General features: G+C 71.8%; 13 protein-coding genes. 6 read left to right on the forward strand and 7 right to left on the reverse strand.

The window, feature by feature from the left end; translation table 11 throughout:
* Positions 1 to 311: 311 nt before the first annotated feature.
* The 4 genes from OG858_RS04795 to OG858_RS04810 all read left to right on the forward strand — a co-directional run bounded on the left by OG858_RS04795 (position 312) and on the right by OG858_RS04810 (position 7,422).
* Complete coding sequence (locus tag OG858_RS04795; protein ID WP_086750629.1) at positions 312 to 1,739, forward strand: family 2B encapsulin nanocompartment shell protein; 1,428 nt, start codon at positions 312 to 314, stop codon at positions 1,737 to 1,739.
* The gene (locus tag OG858_RS04800) at positions 1,736 to 2,800 is read left to right on the forward strand and encodes a family 2 encapsulin nanocompartment cargo protein terpene cyclase (RefSeq protein WP_086750628.1); all 1,065 of its coding nucleotides are present in this window, start codon (positions 1,736 to 1,738) and stop codon (positions 2,798 to 2,800) included. The genes OG858_RS04795 and OG858_RS04800 overlap by 4 nt, the downstream gene beginning before the upstream one ends.
* A gap of 50 nt (positions 2,801 to 2,850) precedes the next feature.
* Positions 2,851 to 3,750 carry a geranyl diphosphate 2-C-methyltransferase gene (locus tag OG858_RS04805; protein ID WP_406201594.1) on the forward strand — a complete coding sequence of 300 codons (900 nt, stop codon included), beginning with the start codon at positions 2,851 to 2,853 and terminating at the stop codon, positions 3,748 to 3,750.
* Between the two features lie 162 nt (positions 3,751 to 3,912).
* Positions 3,913 to 7,422 carry a tetratricopeptide repeat protein gene (locus OG858_RS04810; protein ID WP_086750200.1) on the forward strand — a complete coding sequence of 1,170 codons (3,510 nt, stop codon included), beginning with the start codon at positions 3,913 to 3,915 and terminating at the stop codon, positions 7,420 to 7,422.
* A gap of 499 nt (positions 7,423 to 7,921) precedes the next feature.
* Here the strand turns inward: OG858_RS04810 and OG858_RS04815 are convergent, their stop codons facing one another.
* Positions 7,922 to 8,923 (reverse strand): peptidoglycan-binding protein, encoded by a 1,002-nt coding sequence (locus OG858_RS04815; protein WP_328545117.1) that lies wholly within the window; start codon positions 8,921 to 8,923, stop codon positions 7,922 to 7,924.
* A gap of 219 nt (positions 8,924 to 9,142) precedes the next feature.
* Here OG858_RS04815 and OG858_RS04820 point away from each other — a divergent pair, with 219 nt between their 5' ends.
* On the forward strand, positions 9,143 to 10,540 hold the full coding sequence (locus OG858_RS04820; protein WP_328545116.1) for an RICIN domain-containing protein: 1,398 nt from the start codon (positions 9,143 to 9,145) through the stop codon (positions 10,538 to 10,540).
* On the opposite strand, the gene OG858_RS04825 is transcribed toward OG858_RS04820, so the two are convergent.
* The 5 genes from OG858_RS04825 to OG858_RS04845 all read right to left on the reverse strand — a co-directional run bounded on the left by OG858_RS04825 (position 10,484) and on the right by OG858_RS04845 (position 15,799).
* Positions 10,484 to 10,855, reverse strand: coding sequence for a hypothetical protein (locus tag OG858_RS04825; protein WP_086750199.1), 372 nt, complete (start codon positions 10,853 to 10,855; stop codon positions 10,484 to 10,486). The genes OG858_RS04820 and OG858_RS04825 overlap by 57 nt on opposite strands.
* 70 nt (positions 10,856 to 10,925) lie before the next feature.
* Positions 10,926 to 12,131, reverse strand: coding sequence for an XdhC/CoxI family protein (locus OG858_RS04830; RefSeq protein WP_327743140.1), 1,206 nt, complete (start codon positions 12,129 to 12,131; stop codon positions 10,926 to 10,928).
* The gene (locus OG858_RS04835) at positions 12,124 to 14,247 is read right to left on the reverse strand and encodes a xanthine dehydrogenase family protein molybdopterin-binding subunit (protein WP_086750194.1); all 2,124 of its coding nucleotides are present in this window, start codon (positions 14,245 to 14,247) and stop codon (positions 12,124 to 12,126) included. The genes OG858_RS04830 and OG858_RS04835 overlap by 8 nt, the downstream gene beginning before the upstream one ends.
* Positions 14,244 to 15,236, reverse strand: a complete 993-nt coding sequence (locus tag OG858_RS04840; RefSeq protein WP_327743142.1) for an FAD binding domain-containing protein — start codon at positions 15,234 to 15,236, stop codon at positions 14,244 to 14,246. Before OG858_RS04840 ends, OG858_RS04835 begins: the two co-directional genes overlap by 4 nt.
* Positions 15,233 to 15,799: a (2Fe-2S)-binding protein gene (locus tag OG858_RS04845; RefSeq protein WP_037691025.1), complete on the reverse strand. Its 567-nt coding sequence runs from the start codon at positions 15,797 to 15,799 to the stop codon at positions 15,233 to 15,235. Before OG858_RS04845 ends, OG858_RS04840 begins: the two co-directional genes overlap by 4 nt.
* 210 nt (positions 15,800 to 16,009) lie before the next feature.
* Between OG858_RS04845 and OG858_RS04850 the strand changes: the two genes are divergently transcribed.
* Complete coding sequence (locus OG858_RS04850; RefSeq protein WP_086750995.1) at positions 16,010 to 16,594, forward strand: TetR/AcrR family transcriptional regulator; 585 nt, start codon at positions 16,010 to 16,012, stop codon at positions 16,592 to 16,594.
* Positions 16,595 to 16,844: 250 nt separating this feature from the next.
* On the opposite strand, the gene OG858_RS04855 is transcribed toward OG858_RS04850, so the two are convergent.
* On the reverse strand, positions 16,845 to 18,038 hold the full coding sequence (locus OG858_RS04855) for a right-handed parallel beta-helix repeat-containing protein (RefSeq protein WP_327743144.1): 1,194 nt from the start codon (positions 18,036 to 18,038) through the stop codon (positions 16,845 to 16,847).
* Positions 18,039 to 18,313: the final 275 nt, after the last annotated feature.

Consider the following 18,313-nt stretch of genomic DNA (forward strand, 5'->3'; position numbering starts at 1 on the left):
TTTGGCTTGGACCGCGACGCACACCACCCATCCGTACGTACCGCCTCACCGCCGCACGTACCGCCTCACCGCCGTACGTATCGCATCACCGCCGTACGTGCCGCCCCGGCGTCGCCGTTCCCGTGTCGATCGCCTCGGAATCCGCCCACGACCACGTCGTCAGCGCGCCACACGAATTCCGCGCCACACGAGTTCCGCGCCTCCCGAATCCCGTTTCTCCGCAGCACCCGGCGTCCGCCCGTGTCCAGGCGCGTCCACGCACACACTCGCTCGCACGTCCACGCTCATCGGCTCACCGATCGGGAGGGAATGTGACCGCCCCCGTAAGCTCCTCCGAAAGCGCACCGGAACCCGCCGACGAACAGCAGTTCACCAGCCTCAGCACCCGGGCCGCGCGACAGCTCGCGACGACCACCAAGTCCGCGCCGCAGATGCAGGCCATCACCTCGCGGTGGCTGCTCAGGATGCTGCCGTGGGTGGACGTCAAGGGCGGCACCTACCGGGTCAACCGCCGTCTCCAGCTGCGCATCGGCCGAGGCCGGGTGCAGTTCGACCAGAACGGCGCCGACGACGTCAAGGTCATCCCGCAGACCCTCACCGAACTCCCCGCACTGCGCGGCTACTCCGACCTCGCGGCCCTGCGGGAGATCTCCTCCCGGTTCCGGGTGCGTGAGGTACGCGCCGGCCAGGTGCTGGTGGACGCCGGGCAGCCGGTGACCGAGGCGTACCTCGTGGTGCACGGCCGGTTCACGCGCTACACCACCGGCAAGTACGGCGAGGAGGAGGTCCTCGGCATCATCAGCGACGGCGACGGTCTGGGCGACGAGGCCATCGGCCACGCCGACCCGCTGTGGCTCAGCTCGGTACGGGCCGACACGGCGGGGGTGGTGCTGGCGCTCAACTGGGACGTGCTGATGGCGTTCGTCGAGCGCTCGCCTTCCCTCGCCGCCCAGTTCGACGCCTTCGCCGAGCGGCAGCGCATGCCCGTGAACCGCAAGGGCGAGGCCGATGTGCCCCTGGAGGCCGGGCATGTGGGCGAGTTGACGCTGCCGGGCGGCTTCGTCGACTACGACCTCGCGCCGCGCGAGTACGAACTCTCCCTCACCCAGACGGTGTTGCGCGTCCACACCCGGGTCGCGGACCTCTACAACAACCCGATGAACCAGACGGAGCAGCAACTCCGCCTGACCATCGAGGAGATCCGCGAACGCCAGGAGTGGGAGCTGGTCAACAACCGCGAGTTCGGGCTGCTGCACAGCATCGACTACGGCCAGCGCATCAGCACCTTCTCCGGGCCGCCGACCCCGGACGACATGGACGAGCTTCTTTCCATGCGCCGCAGGACCCGGCTGTACCTGGCCCATCCGAAGGCGATCGCGGCCTTCTTCCGGCAGTGCAACCGGCGCGGTCTGGTGCCCGGCACGGTGAACGTCGACGGTCACGAGGTGCCCGCGTGGCGCGGGGTGCCGCTCTTCCCGTGCAGCAAGATCCCGATCAGCCCGCAGCACACCACGAGCATCATCGCGCTGCGCACCGGCGAGAAGGACCAGGGGGTCGTCGGACTGCACCAGACGGGCATCCCCGAGGAGTACGAGCCCTCGCTGAACGTGCGGTTCATGGGTATCGACACCACCGCGATCATGAGTTATCTGGTCACCGCCTACCACTCGTTGGCCGTACTGGTGCCCGACGCAGCCGGGATCCTGGAGAACGTGCAGATCGGGCGGATGCCGGAATGAGCGAGTCGTCAGTGGCGGACACTCCCTCGCGTACACGGCTGCCGGGGCCGCCGAGCATCGCGCGTTCCCGGCGGGACCGGCGCAAGGGCGCGGTCCCCGGGCTGCGGTACCGGCCCGCCGCTCCCGCCGACCCGGCGAAGGTCGCGGAGGTCGATCGCAGGCTGGAGGCCTGGGCGGAGCGGCTGGACCTGTTCCCCCGGGAATGGAAGGGGCAGTTCGCGGGGTTCGGTATGGGCCGGGCGATCGTGCTCGCGTATCCGGGCGGGGCGGGACCGGAGCATCTCACCGCTGCCGGGAAGTTGCTGCTCGCCGAGAACCTGGTCGACAACCTCTACTGCGAGGTCGACGAGGGCAAGGGCGGCTCCCCGCGCGGTCTCGGCGGCAGGCTGGTCATGGCCCAGTCGGCTCTCGACCCGCTCCACAGCACCCCGGAGATGGAGGAGCGGTGGGGCAGCGGCGTACGGGCCGACGGGCCGCTGCGGTCCTACCACCACGCGCTGCGGGACTACGCCGTGCTCGCCACGCCCAGCCAGACCGACCGGCTCGTCCACGATCTGGCCCGGCTGCACCTGGGCTATCTCGGCGAGGCCGCCTGGGCGGAGACCGGCCACATGCCACAGGTGTGGGAGTACCTGGTGATGCGGCAGTTCAACAACTTCCGGCCCTGTCTCGCGGTCGTCGACGCCGTGGGCGGCTGGGAGCTGCCGGAGGCCGTCCACGCCCGGCCCGAGGTCCAGCGGATCACCGCGCTGGCCGGGAACGCGGCCACGATCGTCAACGACCTGTACTCCTTCACCAAGGAGATGTCGAACGACCCCGACCATCTGAATCTGCCCATGGTGATCGCCACCAACGAGCGGTGCGGGCTGAAGGCCGCCTATCTGGAGGCCGTGGAGATCCACAACCGGATCATGGGGGCGTTCGAGGAGGAGTCCGCGGCCCTGTCCGCGACCTCGCCGCTGATCGAGCGCTACGCCACCGGTCTCGCAGCCTGGGCGGCCGGCAACCACGAGTGGCACGCCACCAACACCGACCGCTACAGCCTGCCCGACTACTGGTAACGCCCCGACACGGCCGACGGCCGACACCACCGGAGGAGCCACCGTTGACCATCATCGACGCCCTCAGCTCGACCGCCGCACCACCGCCGGCCCCGTCCCCTGCCACCTCCCCGGCCCAGTCCGTGTACCAGAACCGCGTCGCGGACTACTGGAACGCCGAGGAGAACCCCGTCAACCTCGAACTCGGCAGGATCGACGACCTCTACCACCATCACTACGGCATCGGCGACGCGGACTGGTCCGTCCTCGACGACGACCCCGATCCGGTGCGCCGCCGCGCGCGCATCACCGCCGAACTGCACCGCCTGGAGCAGGCCCAGGCCGAACTGCTGGCCCGCCACCTCGGCCCTCTCTCCCCCGCCGACCGCGTCTTCGACGCCGGCTGCGGGCGCGGCGGCGGCAGTGTGGTGGCCCATCTGCGGTACGGCTGCCAGGCCGACGGCGTCACGATCTCCCGCAAGCAGGCCGAGTTCGCCAACGAGCAGGCCCGCAGGCGGGACATCGACGACCGGGTCCGCTACCACCACCGCAACATGCTCGACACGGGCCTGCCCTCCGGGGCGTACGCGGCCTCCTGGAACAACGAGTCCACGATGTACGTCGAGTTGGACCTGCTCTTCGCCGAGCACGCCCGGCTGCTGCGCCGCGGCGGCCGCTACGTCACCGTCACCGGCTGCTACAACGACACCTACGGTCGGGCCTCCCGCGAGGTGTCCCTCATCAACGCCCACTACATCTGCGACATCCACCCCCGCTCCGAGTACTTCCGCGCGCTGGCCCGCAACCGCCTCGTCCCCGTCCACGTCATGGACCTGACCCCCGCCGCCCTCCCCTACTGGGAACTCCGCAAACAGGCCGACCACCTCGTCACCGGCATCGAGGACACCTTCATCACCGCGTACGAGAACGGCAGTTTCCAGTACCTGCTGATCGCCGCCGACCGGGTCTGACGCAGGGGTCGGCGGAGCCCGTACGGTCGGCGGATCCGGGCCCCCGGCCCGCCGACCGCACGCGTCTGCGCCGGGCCCGGAATTGCCGCCGCGGTGTTCCTGGCGCAGGCTGGAACGAGGAGGGGTGGCGGACAGTGGGCGCCGGAAGAAGGGCGCGTGGTCATGCCCTCGCTGAAGCATCTCGTCCGGGAGACCGGCCGTGTCGTGTGGTCGTGGCCGCCGACGGGGGCACGTCGGGGGCGGCGGATCGCCCGGCTCCTCAGGGCCGCGCTCAGTGTCAACGCGGTCTTCGTGCCGCTCGCCGCCGTGCTGACCGCGCTCGTCGTGACGGGCGTGGTCGACGAATTCTCCGGGAAGTGGTCCGTGGCGGGGTGGGTCACGCTCGTCGTGGCCGTGGTCCTGGTGCTGCTGACGGTCAGCCGACGCGGTTCGCGGCCGGTCCGGATCCTCTCGTTCAAGAACCTGGTCGCCGGGGACGACGTCGGTGAGCTGGACAAGGTCGCCGCGGGCTTCGCCGAGTTGCTGCACAGCGAGATCGAGCGGATCTCGGCGCTGGTCGTACAGGAGCCGTTCATCACGCCCGCCGATGTGCTCAACCCGGCCGGGGAGCGGGGCGAGAAGGTGCTGCGGTCGTCCGCGCGGGTGCCCTTCAAGTCCGGTGTCGCGGCGACCGGACTCCACGGTGACATCAAGGAGACCGAGATCGGCACGGTCGCCCTGGGCCCGCTCCAGCTCCAGGTGGGCACCGTGCTCACACTCGTGGAGCGCGCGTTCGGCCGCACCCTGCAGGGCTCGCTGGTGGAGGCGGACGGGGTCCTGCGGGTCGTCGCCTCACAGTCCGGTCATGGCGGGCGCACATGGTCCGCGCAGACCGACATCGCCGGCGCCGACGTACGCCGGGCCAGCGCGTCGCTCGCCCGGGAGCTGGCCCACCGCATCGAACTGGAGCGGCCCGGGGCCGCCGAGTCGGGTGCCGACGTCGACAGTTTCCAGCGTCTGGTGGACGGCCTGGAGAGCTACCAGCGGTTCCAGCGGGAGGGCCTGCTGCACCATCTCGACGCGGCGGAGGAGCACTTCCGCGCGGCTCTCTCACACAGCCCCGGCTATGCGGCCGCCTACCACAACCTGGGCCTCGTCTATCGCGAGCAGCGCCGCATCCGCAGCGACATCGGGCTCCGGGCGTCGGCCGTGGTGCGCAGCGCGGCCACCCTCATGTGGCAGAAGGCGGTCGCCCTCGACCCGACCCTCGCCCCCGCCCGTATCCAACTCGCCCGGGCGGCCCTGGAACAGGCCGAGCACCCGGACGTGGACGACTCGAAACGGGCCGAACTCCTCGGCCAGGCGGCCCAGTCGGCCCACAGTGCCCTGCGGCAGTCCTCCGGCGGCCATCCCATGGACGGCGCGCTCGCCTCGTACTGGCTCGGGGTGTCCCTGCTGCGGCAGGAGGCCCAACTGCAACGGGAGACGGGGCCGGATCAGCGGGCCGTGGAGGCACGGGCGGACGGCAAGGTCCGGGAAGCCCTCCCTCTCTTCCACCGCACCGAGCAGGATCTGATCGACGAACGGGCCCGCCGACTGGTCGAGGACGGTGACGAGGTCGCGGTACAGCCGTTGACGGAGCGGATCGCCCATGTGATCGCGATGCGCTCCGAATGCTGGTTCCGGCTGGCCCGGGGCGCGGACGACGGGCCGGGGCGCCGCGCACGCAAAAGGGCGGACCGGTACCTTCGTACAGCCATCCGCTGGGCCCCCGACATGGCCGAACTGCACGCGCTGCGGGGCCGCATGCTGCAGCAGCACGACAGCGAGGGCGCGCTCTTCGCGTGTCTGGAGGCGATCCAGCGGGACCCGCAGAACCATCACGTGGCGGTCCGGGACGTCGGCCTGTTCGCGGCCGCCTCCCCGCACGTCGACGGCACGCACGAGCTGGCCACCGCCCTGTTCACCGTCGCCGCGCACCAACACCCCGACGACGCCGAGGCCTGGCTCCTGCTTGCCGTCAACCAGATGTTCTGGCGGGACAACCGGACCGCCGCCCGGGCTCTCGCGGGCATGGCCCTGACCCTCGAGCCCGGCCGGGAGGACGTACGGCGGATCGTGAACGCGTACTGGCCGTCGCCCGACGGCTCCGACGGCTCCGACCGGAAGCCCTTCATCCTGCGCTGGGCGCGGGCCTGGGCCCATGCCCGGGAGGCGGAGCAGCACTTCGACGCGGTCGGTCTGCGAGAGGCGCTGGCCCAGATCGAGTCGCTGCGGTGCGCGCCGGGGGCGCACGTGCCCGAAGTCTCGCTGGCCGCACGGGAGATCGGGCTGCTGCACGGCTCGCTCGCCGGGCTGATCCTGCCCTCCGACCAGCAGCGTCACCACTGGGCGACGGCGGTCGAGGAGCTGACCAGGGCGGTCACCGAGGGTCTGCCCGCCGGGCTGGAGACGCCGCCGCAGTGGAACGTCGAACTGGGTGACGCGCACGCGGCTCTCGGCGACTCCCTGTCCGACGCGGAGCACCGGCAGTTCGCCGCGGGGAGCTACCGGCAGGCCGTCGGGCAGTACGACATCGTCCTCGACCGGCCGCCGAAGACCGTCTGTCCCCGCTATCGCTCGGGCCGCCGGGGCCAGGAGAGGCTGACGGAACTGTCCGCCGAGCCGCCCGACCTGCCCACGCGGGCCCGGGCCCTGGCCGGGCGCGCGGCGGTGTACGTCCGGCAGGGGCGGACGAGCGATGCCGTGCGGGACTGCCGGGACGCGTTGAAGCTGGCGCCCCTGTACGCGTATCCCCGCTTCACCCTGGCGCGGCTGTACCGCGACCACCGGGCCCAGTACGACCTCGCCGAGCAGACGCTGCTGCGGTTGATCGAACTCCTTCCGGCCGGGGAGCAACGGGATCTGGCCCGTCTGGAGCTGGCCGTCACCCATCGCGGGCAGGCGGAGACCTCGCAGGGCGACGAGCGCGCGGAACTCCTGGAGAGGGCGCGGGAGGAGTTGGTCGACGCCACGCGAGAGGCGTCGCTGAGCGCGGACCTGGACGCCCGGATGCACGAGGAGCTGGCCAACGTCCTCGATCTGCTGGGGCGTTGTGACGACGCGATCGTCGCGCTGCGCTCGATCGGCGCAACGGGCCGGCAGTCGGGCGCCGGCCGGCACCACGAGTGGATCGCCCATCTGATCGCCGGGCGTGAGCAGCCGTGGGAGGTGGAGCAGGAGCTTCTCGAGGCCCAGGACGCCTGCGCGGCCCGGCTGACCGAGTTCCGCGGCACGGACGAGGAACCTCCGCTGCGGGCCGCGCTGGTCATCCTCACCGCACGGCTCGCCATGTTCTACGCGGAGCAGGGCATCCGGCTCGACGAGGCACGTCTGTTGGCGGAGGGTGCCCTGCAGAGTGCGCGCCGGGTGCTGGAGCCGAGCCGGATGGCCGTGTGCGAGGACGCCTGCGGATGGGTCGCCTTCCGGCAGGGGCGCCTCGACGAAGCCGTCGACCTCCTCCAGGACGCCGTCGAGCACTCCGGCGGCCACGCCCAACAGTGGGCGCATCTCGCCCGGGCCCTCGAAGGCCGCGACGACCCCGAGGGCATCGAGCGCGCCCGCGACATCTGGCAGCAGATCGCCGAACAGTTCCCCCACAGCGGCACGGCCGAACAGGCACGACGCCACCTCGACCTGCTGACACAGGGCTGAGCGGCCGGCGGGCCCGTCAGCACGACACGACCTTCCTGTTTCCCCGACGAACTCCTGGCCGCGTCACCAGCGCGGCCACGACCCTGTCCCGGGGCGGGCGTCCTGCCCCTCGCCTCCCTCGGCGCGGGCCGGCTGCTCACCACGCTCGGACCGCTCGGCTCGGACCTCGTCCTGACCGCCGTCTCACTCCTCCTCTCGCTCGCCGCCACCGCCGGCCCGGCCGTACGGCACTCGCCACCGCTGCCCGTTCGGCCTGCCAGTGCTGCGGCAGACAACGTTCGCCCATGGAGGAGCGGAGTCCGGTGCGTGCTCTCGGCGTGCCGACGGAGGGCCCTTGTGCCGGATGTACTCGGGTCTTCGGCCGGTGCGGCGAGTGGGGCACCTCCCACGCCCTCAAGGCACGGGGGGAGCGTGCCGGGCGTCGCGACGGGGCGAACGTCGCCTGCGGCACCACCAGTTCGGCGAACACGTCGCGGTGACGTCCGAGCCGCGCCCAGGGTCACGGCTCCGACGTCTCCGATTCGAGCGAGGTGCGGGTCGCCTCGCCGTAGACGCCCGACTCGTCCTCCAGGAGGACACGGGTGAGCTGGTAGCCGCGGACCGCGCTCTGGACCTCCGGGTCGTAGTCGCCGTCGGCGTCAGCGTTGTAGAAGCCGATCTGGCGCAGGCGGAGCTGGAGTTCGGTGACCTCCGTCCCCCGGTCCCCGAGGCCGAGTACCGGCGGCTGCCCGGCGGTCGGGGGCGGCGCGGGGGCCGTCGTGACGGTGGCGTCGCTGTTGGACGGGGTCCTGGTCGAGGTGCCGGAGCCGGTGGGCGTGGCCGGGCTCTCGGTCGGGGTCGCCGTGGGCGAGGTGGAGGCGGTCTCGGACGGGGATGCCCCGGAGGCCGTGACGGACGGGGTCGCCGCCGACGGCGTCTTGGCACCGGCCGCCGCTTCCGGGAGCCCCGCCCTGATGTCTTCGGGGCCCGAACCGTCGCGCGAGGGGGCCTCGTACGAGAAGAGTCCGCCGATGATTCCCACCGTCACCAGGACGGCCGCCGCGACGGCGCCCACGGCCGCGCCCAGCACCGCCCTGCGCCGTCGGCGGCCGGCCCGGGCACGGTCGTCGGGAGGCTGTTCGTCGACGAAAGGCTGTTCGTCGAGGGGAGGTTGCTCGCCGGAGGGAGGTCGGTCACCGAGGAGGCTCTCGTCGTCGAAGGGAGCGGCCGGTGCGTGGTGCGGCTCGGCAGGGGTCGCCGTCGGCGCGTCGCCGTTTTCCGGGACACCCGGCTGCGGCTCGCGTTCGTCTGCCTGCGGGGCGGCGACCGGCTCGCTGTCGTCACCGACCTTCACGAACGGCCTTATGCGGACCGGGTCGAAGTCCTCCGCCGCCTCGGCCTGCGCCGTACGGATGTCCCGATGAGCTTCTGACGCCAGGCGGCCGCAGGAGCAGGCCGGGGTACCGTCCGCCGCCCGGGGCGTACCGCATCGCGGACAGGCAGAGGCTGTCGGTTCACTCACGCTTGGACTCTCTTCGGACGGATTCCAGAGTTTAAACAGATCTTCTCCACGGAATCCCCAAAACTTGCTTGAATCTCAAACTTTTCTCGGCCAAGTACCGTTCGGCGACGACGAGTTCGCGCTCGCGATGTCTTCATGTGACGGGGCTGGCGCGCGACCCCGTACTCGGTGTGTCATGCCTCTGACATCAACCCGGTTCGCCGGAGTGGAAGGAACCCCGTGAGCCTGTCCCGTCCCCATCCCCGTCCCCGCTCGCGCCCTCGCGCCCGTGCCCGCGCCCTGGGCGCGGTCGCCGTGCTCGCCCTGGGTGCGCCCGTCGCGTTCTCGGGGAGCGCCGCCGCGGCGGTCCCCGCGTACTCGGTCTATCTGCAGAACGTCGTCACCGGTCTCAACGCGGCGGACAGCAGCGGCACGGTCGCCGCGCACAACCCCAAGGGCAACGAGGACCACCAGCAGTGGACTCCGGTCGCCGTCGGCGGCGGCCACCAGTTGCGCAACGCCGACGAGTCGGGGATCTGCCTCGGGCGCAGCGGCACCTCGGCAGTGACCGCGGCCTGCGGCGCGGACGGCACCACGTGGACGATCGCCGAGGCCACGAACAGCGCGTACACGATCGGCGTGCCCGGCACCTCGCAGTACCTGACGGGCACCTCCGCCGACTCCTCCCTCGTGCAGATCGGGTCGAGCGGCGAGCACGCCCGCTGGTACCTGACACCGGTCACCCACGCCACGACGGCCATGCCGTCCGCCGACACCCGCACCTTCGACCAGGTCTCGTTCCTCACCTCGCACAACGCCTACGCCAACGGCGTCGACGGCAACTTCGCCTCGTTCCCCGTCAGTCTCCTCCCCAACCAGTCGCGTGGTCTCAGCCGGCAACTGACGGACGGTGTGCGGGGGTTCATGCTGGACGCGTACACCGTGTCGGGGCAGGCGATGCTCTGTCACAACAGCTGTGACGGGGTCGGCAGTCCGGTTCCGCTGGCCACCGACCTGCAGCGCATGGTCGACTTCCTCAAGGCCAACCCCGGTCAGTTCGTGACCGTCTTCCTGGAGGACTACACCTCCTCCGACGTCCTGAAGTCGTCGCTGGCCTCCGTCACCGGTCTGTCCGACGTGCTGTACCGGCCCGACCAGGAGGGCGTGGCGACGGCCGGCTGGCCGAAGATGGCGGACCTCGCCGCGCGGGGCAAGCAGTTGCTGATCTTCAGCGACCGCACGCGCGCGAGCGACGTCTCCGCCGGCCACGCCACCCGGAACACCTTCGGGGTGATGTACCAGCGCGAGTGGACCGTGGAGAACTACTGGTCCATGGGCGGTGGGCTCGGTGGCTCCGACTGGTCCTGCTACAGCCGCTGGGGCACGAGCAGACCGCTCACCACGGACTCGACCGCCTTCCAGCCGCTGTTCGTCATGAACCACTTCCGCGACTACACGATCAGCGGCACGGCCGAGACGGACAACGCCAAGCTCCTCAACCGCGCGCAGAACTTCTGCACTCCGGCCGCGCGCAAGAAGCCCAACTACCTCGCGGTGGACCGCTACGAGCTGGGCTCGCCGTCACCGCTCACGACGGTGGGGAACCTCAACACGTACGTCCTCACGGCGGGCCAGTAGGCGTCGCCCCGGCAGACGGCCGTTCAGCAGCGGACGGCCGTCCGCCGACCGTCGCCGTGCCAGCTGCGCGCCCATCCTGCGGGGCGCCGTGCGTATGCCCCGCAGGACGGGCAGCTGGCTCGGGGACAACCTCGCTCGCTCCCCGCCGCCCGCGATCAGGGCGTTGACCGAAGCCATCGGGTCACCGCCGACCGACCGGGCCACCAACGCGCCGACCACCAGCGGCAACAGCACCACCGCGAGGGCCGAACCGGTGGCGGTGGCCGTGGCGGTGACGTTCCGGAGGGGGCGCGGGCGCGAAGGGTGCGTGTCCATGACGACAGTGGACCAGCGGCCCGTGGTGCGGTGCATCGGGCCACATACTCAGTCGCCCCGGCCGAAGTACTCAGGCCGCCGCCACGGCCTCCCGCTCCCCCGCCTCCCGCTTCCCCGCCTCCCGGTGGATCGGCGTCCCCGACCCGGTCAGTGGTACGCCCGTGCCGCCACGCCGGGCCGCGACGATCTCCGCCGCGATGGACAGGGCGGTCTCCTCGGGAGTACGGGCGCCGAGGTCGAGCCCGATCGGGGACCTGAGCCGGGCCAACTCGCGCTCGGTGAGGCCGACTTCGCGCAACCGCCGGTCGCGGTCGGCGTGCGTGCGGCGGGAGCCCATCGCACCCACGAACGCGACCGGCATCCGCAGGGCCGTCGTCAGCAGCGGGATGTCGAACTTGGCGTCGTGGGTGAGCACGCACAGGACCGTACGACTGTCCGTCCCGGTGCGCCGGAGGTAGCGGTGCGGCCAGTCCACCACGAGCTCGTCGGCCTCGGGGAAGCGAGCCCGTGTGGCGAAGACCGGCCGGGCGTCGCACACGGTGACGTGATAGCCGAGGAACTTGCCCGCGCGCACCAGCGCCGCCGCGAAGTCGATCGCCCCGAACACGATCATGCGGGGAGGCGGCACCCGTGTCTCCACGAGGAGGGTGAGGCCGCCGGGGCAGTGTGATCCGTCCGCAGAGAGTTCGATCGTGCCCGTGCGTCCGCTGTCCAGCATGGCCAGGGCCTCGGCGACGGCCGCCCGGTCCAGGTCGGGGTGCCCTCCGAGACCGCCTTCGTAGCCGCCGTCACGCACCCCGTCGTACGAACCGTCACGCCCCCCGCCGTACTCCCCGTCGGCGCGCACGAGCAGGGCCTGCCCGAGGAGTTCGGCCGGGCCCCGGACGACGCGGGCGACGGCGGTCGGTTCGCCCCGGGCGGCGGCCGACAGCGCGGCGTGCAGTACCGCTCGGGCCGGTGACCCGGCGGTGACGGGGGTGACCAGGATGTCGATGACACCGCCGCAGGTCAGGCCTACGGCGAAGGCGTCCTCGTCGCTGTAGCCGAAGCGCTGGAGCACGGTCTCACCGTCTGCCAGCGCCTGTTGGCACAGCTCGTACACCGCGCCCTCGACGCACCCTCCCGAGACCGAACCGACGGCCGCGCCCCGGCTGTCGACGGCCAGGGCCGCGCCGGGGCCGCGCGGGGCGCTGCCGCTCACCGCCACGACGGTGGCGACGGCGAAGTCCCGGCCCTCCTCGGCCCACGCGCTCAGATCAGTGGCCGCGTCAAGCATCCCGGCTCTCCGTGAGGACGCGGTCGGGTCGGATGGGCAGGTGGCGGTGGCGTACGCCGGTGGCGTGCCAGACCGCGTTGGCGACGGCGGCCGCCGCGCCCACGATACCGATCTCGCCGATGCCCTTGATGCCGACGGGGTCCTCGGGGTCGGGGTCGTCCACCCAGTCGGCCTCGATGGCGGGCACGTCGGCGTGCGCGGCCACGTGGTAGCCGGCGAGGTCGGCGCCGTAGTGGCCGCCGGAGGCCCGGTCGCGCACCGCCTCCTCGTGGAGGGCCATCGAGATGCCCCAGGTCATACCGCCGATGAACTGGCTGCGGGCGGTGAGGGGATTGACGATCCTGCCCGCCGCGAAGACGCCCAGCATGCGGCGCACGCGTACCTCGCCCGTGGCGGGGTCCACGGCGACCTCGGCGAACTGGGCGCCGTAGGAGTGGCGTTCCTTCTGGGCGAGGGCGCCGATGGCGGCGGTGGTGTCGGAGCGGACGGTGACGCCCTCCGGGGGGATGATGCCGCCGCCCAGAACGAGCCGTTCCCTCAGTTCGGTGCCGGCGGCCGTGACCGCCCAGGCCCAGGAACGCGTACCCATCGAGCCGCCGGCGATCATGGCCGGTCCGAAGTCGCTGTCGCCGATCCGCACCCGGACCCGCTCCGGTGCCACCTCCAGCGCGTCGGCGGCGACCAGGGTGAGCGCGGTGCGCGCTCCGGTCCCGATGTCCGCCGCGTTGATCCGCACGGTGAAGGTGCCGTCGGTCTCGGCCGTCAGGGTTGCCGTGGACGGAGCGGCTCCCGCGCCGAAGGAGGCCGCCGCCGTGCCGGTGCCGAGCAGCCAGCGGCCGTCGCGCCGCAGGCCGGGGCGCGGGTCGCGGTCGGCCCAGCCGAACCGGCGGGCGCCCTCGCGGAAGCAGGCGTGCAGATTGCGGCCGGCGAACGGCAAGCCGGAGACGGGACCGCGCTCCGGCTCGTTGCGGGCCCGCAGCTCGATCGGGTCGATGCCCAGTTTCTCGGCCAGTTCGTCGAAGGCCGACTCCAGTGCGAACGACCCCGGCGCCTCACCCGGCGCACGCATGAACGTCGGTGTCGGCACGTCGAGCCGTACGACCCGGTTGGCCGTGTGGTGGGCGTCGGCGTCGTACATCACGCGGGCCGGTCCGGCGGCCGGCTCGACGAACTCGTGGACGGTCGAGCTGAGGCACTGGGAGCGGTGCTCCAGCGCGCGCAGCCGTCCGTCGGGGTCGGCGCCGAGCCGGACCCGCTGGGTGGTGGGGCTGCGGTAACCCGCCAGGGAGAACATCTGGCGCCGGGTCATGACCACCCGGACGGGGCGCTGGAGGACGGTCGCGGCCATGACGGCGGCGACCTGGTGCGCCCGGACGCCCTTGCTGCCGAAGCCGCCGCCGACGTGCTCGGAACGCACCCGCACCGAGGCGGGATCGAGGGAGAACAGGTTGGCGAGTTCGCCCGCGACCCACATGGTGCCCTGGTTGGAGTCGACGACGTCGAGCCGGCCCGAGTCCCAGCGCACCGTCACCGCGTGGGGTTCCATCGGGTTGTGGTGTTCCTCGGGGGTCGTGTACTCGGCGTCCAGCACGACGGCGGACGCGGCGAGTTCGGCCTCCAGGTCGCCCTTCCCGGTCACCGCGGGGCCGAAGGCGCCCGCGTCGTACGCCTCCGGGTGATCGGCGGCGAAGGCGATGTCGTGCGGCTCCTGCTCGTAGTGCACCACCAGCGCCTCGGCGGCCTCCCTGGCCTGCTCGGAGGTCTCGGCGACGACCAGCGCCACCGGCCAGCCCAGGTGCGGCACCCGGTCGTGCTGGAAGACGGCGATGGTCGGATCCGGTGTCATCCCCATGAGACCCGTGTAGTCGGTCGTGACACGCGGGGCGTTCTCGTGGGTCAGGACGGCGAGCACGCCCGGCATCGCGAGCACGTCGGCGCTCTCGATCGCGCGGATCCGGCCACGGGCCACAGTCGACAGCGCCAGCCAGCCGTGGACGAGCCCGGCGAAGGGGATCTCCCCTGCGTAGCGGGCGGCTCCGGTGACCTTGTCACGGCCTTCGACCCGGGTGTACGCGGTGCCGACGGCGCCCTGGTGTGCCGTGGGGGCGGTGGTCATCGGGTGGCCTCCTCGGTGAGTTCGGACAGGACGGCCACGACGAGGTTGCGCATGAGCGTCACCTTGTATCCGTTGTGCGGCAGCGGCTCCGCGTCGGCCAGTTCTGCGTCGGCGGCGGCCGCGAAGGTCTCGGCGTCGGCCGGTGCCCCGGTCAGCACCCGCTCCGCCTCGTACGCCCGCCACGGCCGGGAGGCGACCGCCCCGAAGGCCAGCCGCACCTCGTGCGTGATGCCGTCCCGGACGTCGAGCGCGGCGGCGATCGAGCCGATGGCGAAAGCGTACGAGGCGCGCTCGCGGACCTTGCGGTAGCGGGAGTGGGCGGCGACCGGAGCGGCCGGCAGGGTGACGCCGGTGATCAGGGCTCCCGGCGGCAGGGCCGTCTCGATGTGCGGGGTGTCGCCCACCGGAAGGTAGAAGTCGGCGACCGGCAACTCGCCCGGTCCGTCGGCTGTTTCGTAGGTGACGACGGCGTCGAAGGCGGCGAGCGCCACACCCATGTCGGAGGGGTGGGTGGCCACGCAGTGCCCGGAGGCCCCCAGGACGGCGTGGTTGTGGTGCTCGCCCTCGATCGCGGGGCAGCCGCTGCCGGGGGTCCGCTTGTTGCAGGGTTGGGTGACGTCGGCGAAGTAGCCGCAGCGGGTGCGCTGCAGGAGGTTGCCGCCGACGGTGGCCATGTTGCGCAGCTGCCCGGAGGCACCGGCCAGGACCGCCTGGGTCAGCGCCGGGTAGCGGCGGCGTACGTCGGGGTGGGCGGCGAGGTCGCTGTTGGTGACGGTCGCGCCGATCCGCAGTCCGCCGTCCTCGGTGGACTCGATCCCGCCGAGCGGGAGTTCGCGGACGTCGACGAGGCGGGTGGGCCGCTCGACGCCGGTCTTCATCAGGTCGACGAGGTTGGTGCCGCCGCCGAGGAAGCGGGCTTCGGGGTCGGCGCCGAGCAGGGCGACCGCGCCGGAGACGTCGTACGCCCGCTGGTAGTCGAACTCCCTCACGCCACGGTCTCCTTGGTCTTCGCGGTGCTGTCGGCGGCGGCGCGGGCGACGGCCTCGACGATCGACACGTAGGCGCCGCAGCGGCACAGGTTGCCGCTCATCCGCTCCCGGATCTCCCCGGGCGTGAGCGGTGGCGGTCCCGCCTCGGGACGGACGTCGTCGGTGACGGCGCTGGGCCAGCCCGCCGCGTGCTCCTCGATGACCGCGATGGCCGAACAGATCTGGCCAGGGGTGCAGTAGCCGCACTGGAAGCCGTCGAGATCGAGGAACGCCTGCTGCACGGGGTGCAGTGCGTCCCCGTCGGCGACGCCCTCGATGGTGGTGATCTCGCGCCCCTCGGCCGCCACCGCCAGCTGCAGACAGGAGACGTTGCGGCGTCCGTCGACGAGGACGGTGCAGGCACCGCACTGCCCCTGGTCGCAGCCCTTCTTGGTGCCGGTCATGTCGAGTCGCTCGCGCAGGGCGTCGAGCAGGGTGGTGCGGTGGTCGACGGAGAGCGTGTGCTTCTCGCCGTTGATGTTCAGGGTGATGGCGCTGTACGTCGAGGAGGTGGCTGGGGACATGATCAGCCTTCTTTCGCGTATCCGGGGCATGTCGAAGGGACTCGCTCCGGCAGGCGGTGGAATCAGGGATGTGGACAGCGGGGTTGTCGACGCCGGTCACGCCGACGCTACGATGAAGCAACCGGACAGCTGTCCTCTCCGGGAAAACGTAACGGACAGTTGTCCGCTTAACAAGGACGGGTTTCGGCCAGGGACCCGCGAGGAGGCCGCGTGTGGCAGAAGAAGGGCGCCGCTCTGCGCTCGGACGCGCAGCGGAATCGCGAACGCATCCTCGCGGTCGCACTGGCCGAACTGACCCGCTCCGCCGACGCGCCCCTGAGCCGGATCGCCAGGAAGGCATGCGTCGGACAGGGCACGTTCTACCGCCACTTCCCCACCCGGGAGGCCCTGGTCCTGGAGATCTACCGGCACGAGATGAGTCAGGTCGCCGACTCCGCCGCCGAGCTGCTCGCCACCCGTGAGCCGGACCTGGCGCTTCGCGAGTGGATGGACCGTCTCGCCCGGTTCGCCATGACCAAGGCGGGCCTCGCGGACGCGATCCGCCAGGCCACCTGCGGCCCCGACAGCACAGGCAGACCGGCACACACCCCGGTGGCCGAGGCCGCCGAACTCCTGCTCCGAGCGGGCGAGAAGGCCGGGACCGTCCGCACCGGAGTCACCCCGGACGACTTCCTCCTCGCGATCGCCGGCCTCTGGCAGATCGACCCCCGGGACGACTGGCAGCCGCGCGCCACCCGCCTCCTCGACCTCGTCATGGACGGCCTGCGCACGGGGACGGCGGGAACGGAGCAGTGAGCGCCGCCCGGTCCGGCCGAGCGGCGCACGAGCGGTACCGGCGAACGGCCTGCGTCAGAACCGCGCCCCGACGTCCGCACCGTTCACGGGCCGCAGGAAGGCCGAGGACAGCACGGACCATCTACGCACCGGGACCCCGCGACACCTGGACACGCCTGGACACACCGGGACACCGGGAACGAGCAGCGAGGAGCGAGCGCCACCCGAACCGGCTGGGCGGCGCACAGACAGCACCACCCGACACCGTCCCTCAGAACCGCGCCCCGACGTCCGCACCGTTCACGGGCCGCAGGAAGGCCGAGGCCGAGATGGAGCCGTCGGCCGCCCTGGCTCCGGTGATCGTGGCCGCGTCGGTGCTCGCGAAGGACCAGGTGCCGCCGAGGTTCCAGGAGTTGCCGCTGCCGCCGGAGTTCGAGCCCAGCGAGACGTTCGTGCCGTTGGCCACCGCGAGGTTCTTCGTCAGGGTGCCGTCGGCGTCGGCGAAGTCGAACCCCGTGCCCTTGTTGCGCCACGCCGTGCAGCGCTCGGCCACCAGCGCGCCGGGGTTGGCGTTGTCGATGAACCCGCCGGCCGAGTTGTCCCACGCCGCACTGTTGCGTACGACGTGCGCGGCGGGCGGGTCCTCGTCGCCGCCACCACCTAGCTTGAAGCCGTTGCCGTCACCGGTGTAGTCCGGCAGGCTCCAGCGGTTGTAGCCGTTCCCGTACGCGACGCTCCCCTCGACGGTCACCGGGGAGAGGAACTCCCAGAAGTCCAGCCCGTCGTCGGCGTTGTTCCACAGCCGGGCCCCGCGTACCACGTTGCCCGCCCCGGAGCCCTCCTTGATCGCCAGGCCGTCGGCGCTCTCGCCGTTCTTGCGGGGATCCCGGTTGCCATGACTGTCCAGGTTGATGATCTGGTTGGAGCTCGACGCTCCCTGGAGGTGCAGGCCGGACTCGTAGTTGTTCCGCGTGACGAGCCGCTCGAAGACATTGCCGCTGGTGTCCACGCCGAAGATCCCGTACGGCCCGTTGACGATCTCCAGCCCGCTCAGCCGCCAGTGCTCCCCCTCGATGTGGATCACGCCCCGCTGGGCCCGGGGAATGCTGGACCCCACCGCGCCGGGCGTGTACGGCATCCCCTCGCCGTCGATGACGACCCGCTCGCCGTTGTAGTTGGCCAGCCTGATGGGCTGACTCGCCGTACCGCTCTTGAGCAGCTGGATGTTCGAGGTGGGCGCATAGGTTCCACCCCGGACGAGGATCGAGTCGCCGGCCTGCGCCAGGTCCACGGCGCGCTGGATGGTGCGCAACGGAGCAGCCGACGTGCCGGCGTTGCTGTCACTGCCGTTGGTCGCCACGTAGAGGCTGCCGGCGGCGTGCGCGGCGGGGGCGGACAGGACGAGGAGTCCGCCGGCCAGGACGGTCGACAGGCTTGCACACACGGTGGATCGCAGTGGACGCATGGTTCGTCTCCCGGACAACCGAAGGGGAAAGCGCTTTCCATCCCGGAAGCTAGAGCTGTTGTCCCGGGCACGTCAATATCCATGCAAGTGATCCGTGTTCTCATTCTTGAACGCGACGATCGCCATCGCCGGCTCCGGGCGGCCGGTCCGGACCCGGGAGGGCGGCGGCCACCGCGCTGCCCGTGCAGGCCTGGACGCGAAGTCTTCTCACGCGAACTCCTTCGGATGTGGCGGGAGTTGAAAGGGGTGCGGGTGCGAACGAAGAGAGGCGCGTA

It is taken from the genome of Streptomyces europaeiscabiei (genome assembly GCF_036346855.1).
Lineage (GTDB): Bacteria > Actinomycetota > Actinomycetes > Streptomycetales > Streptomycetaceae > Streptomyces > Streptomyces europaeiscabiei.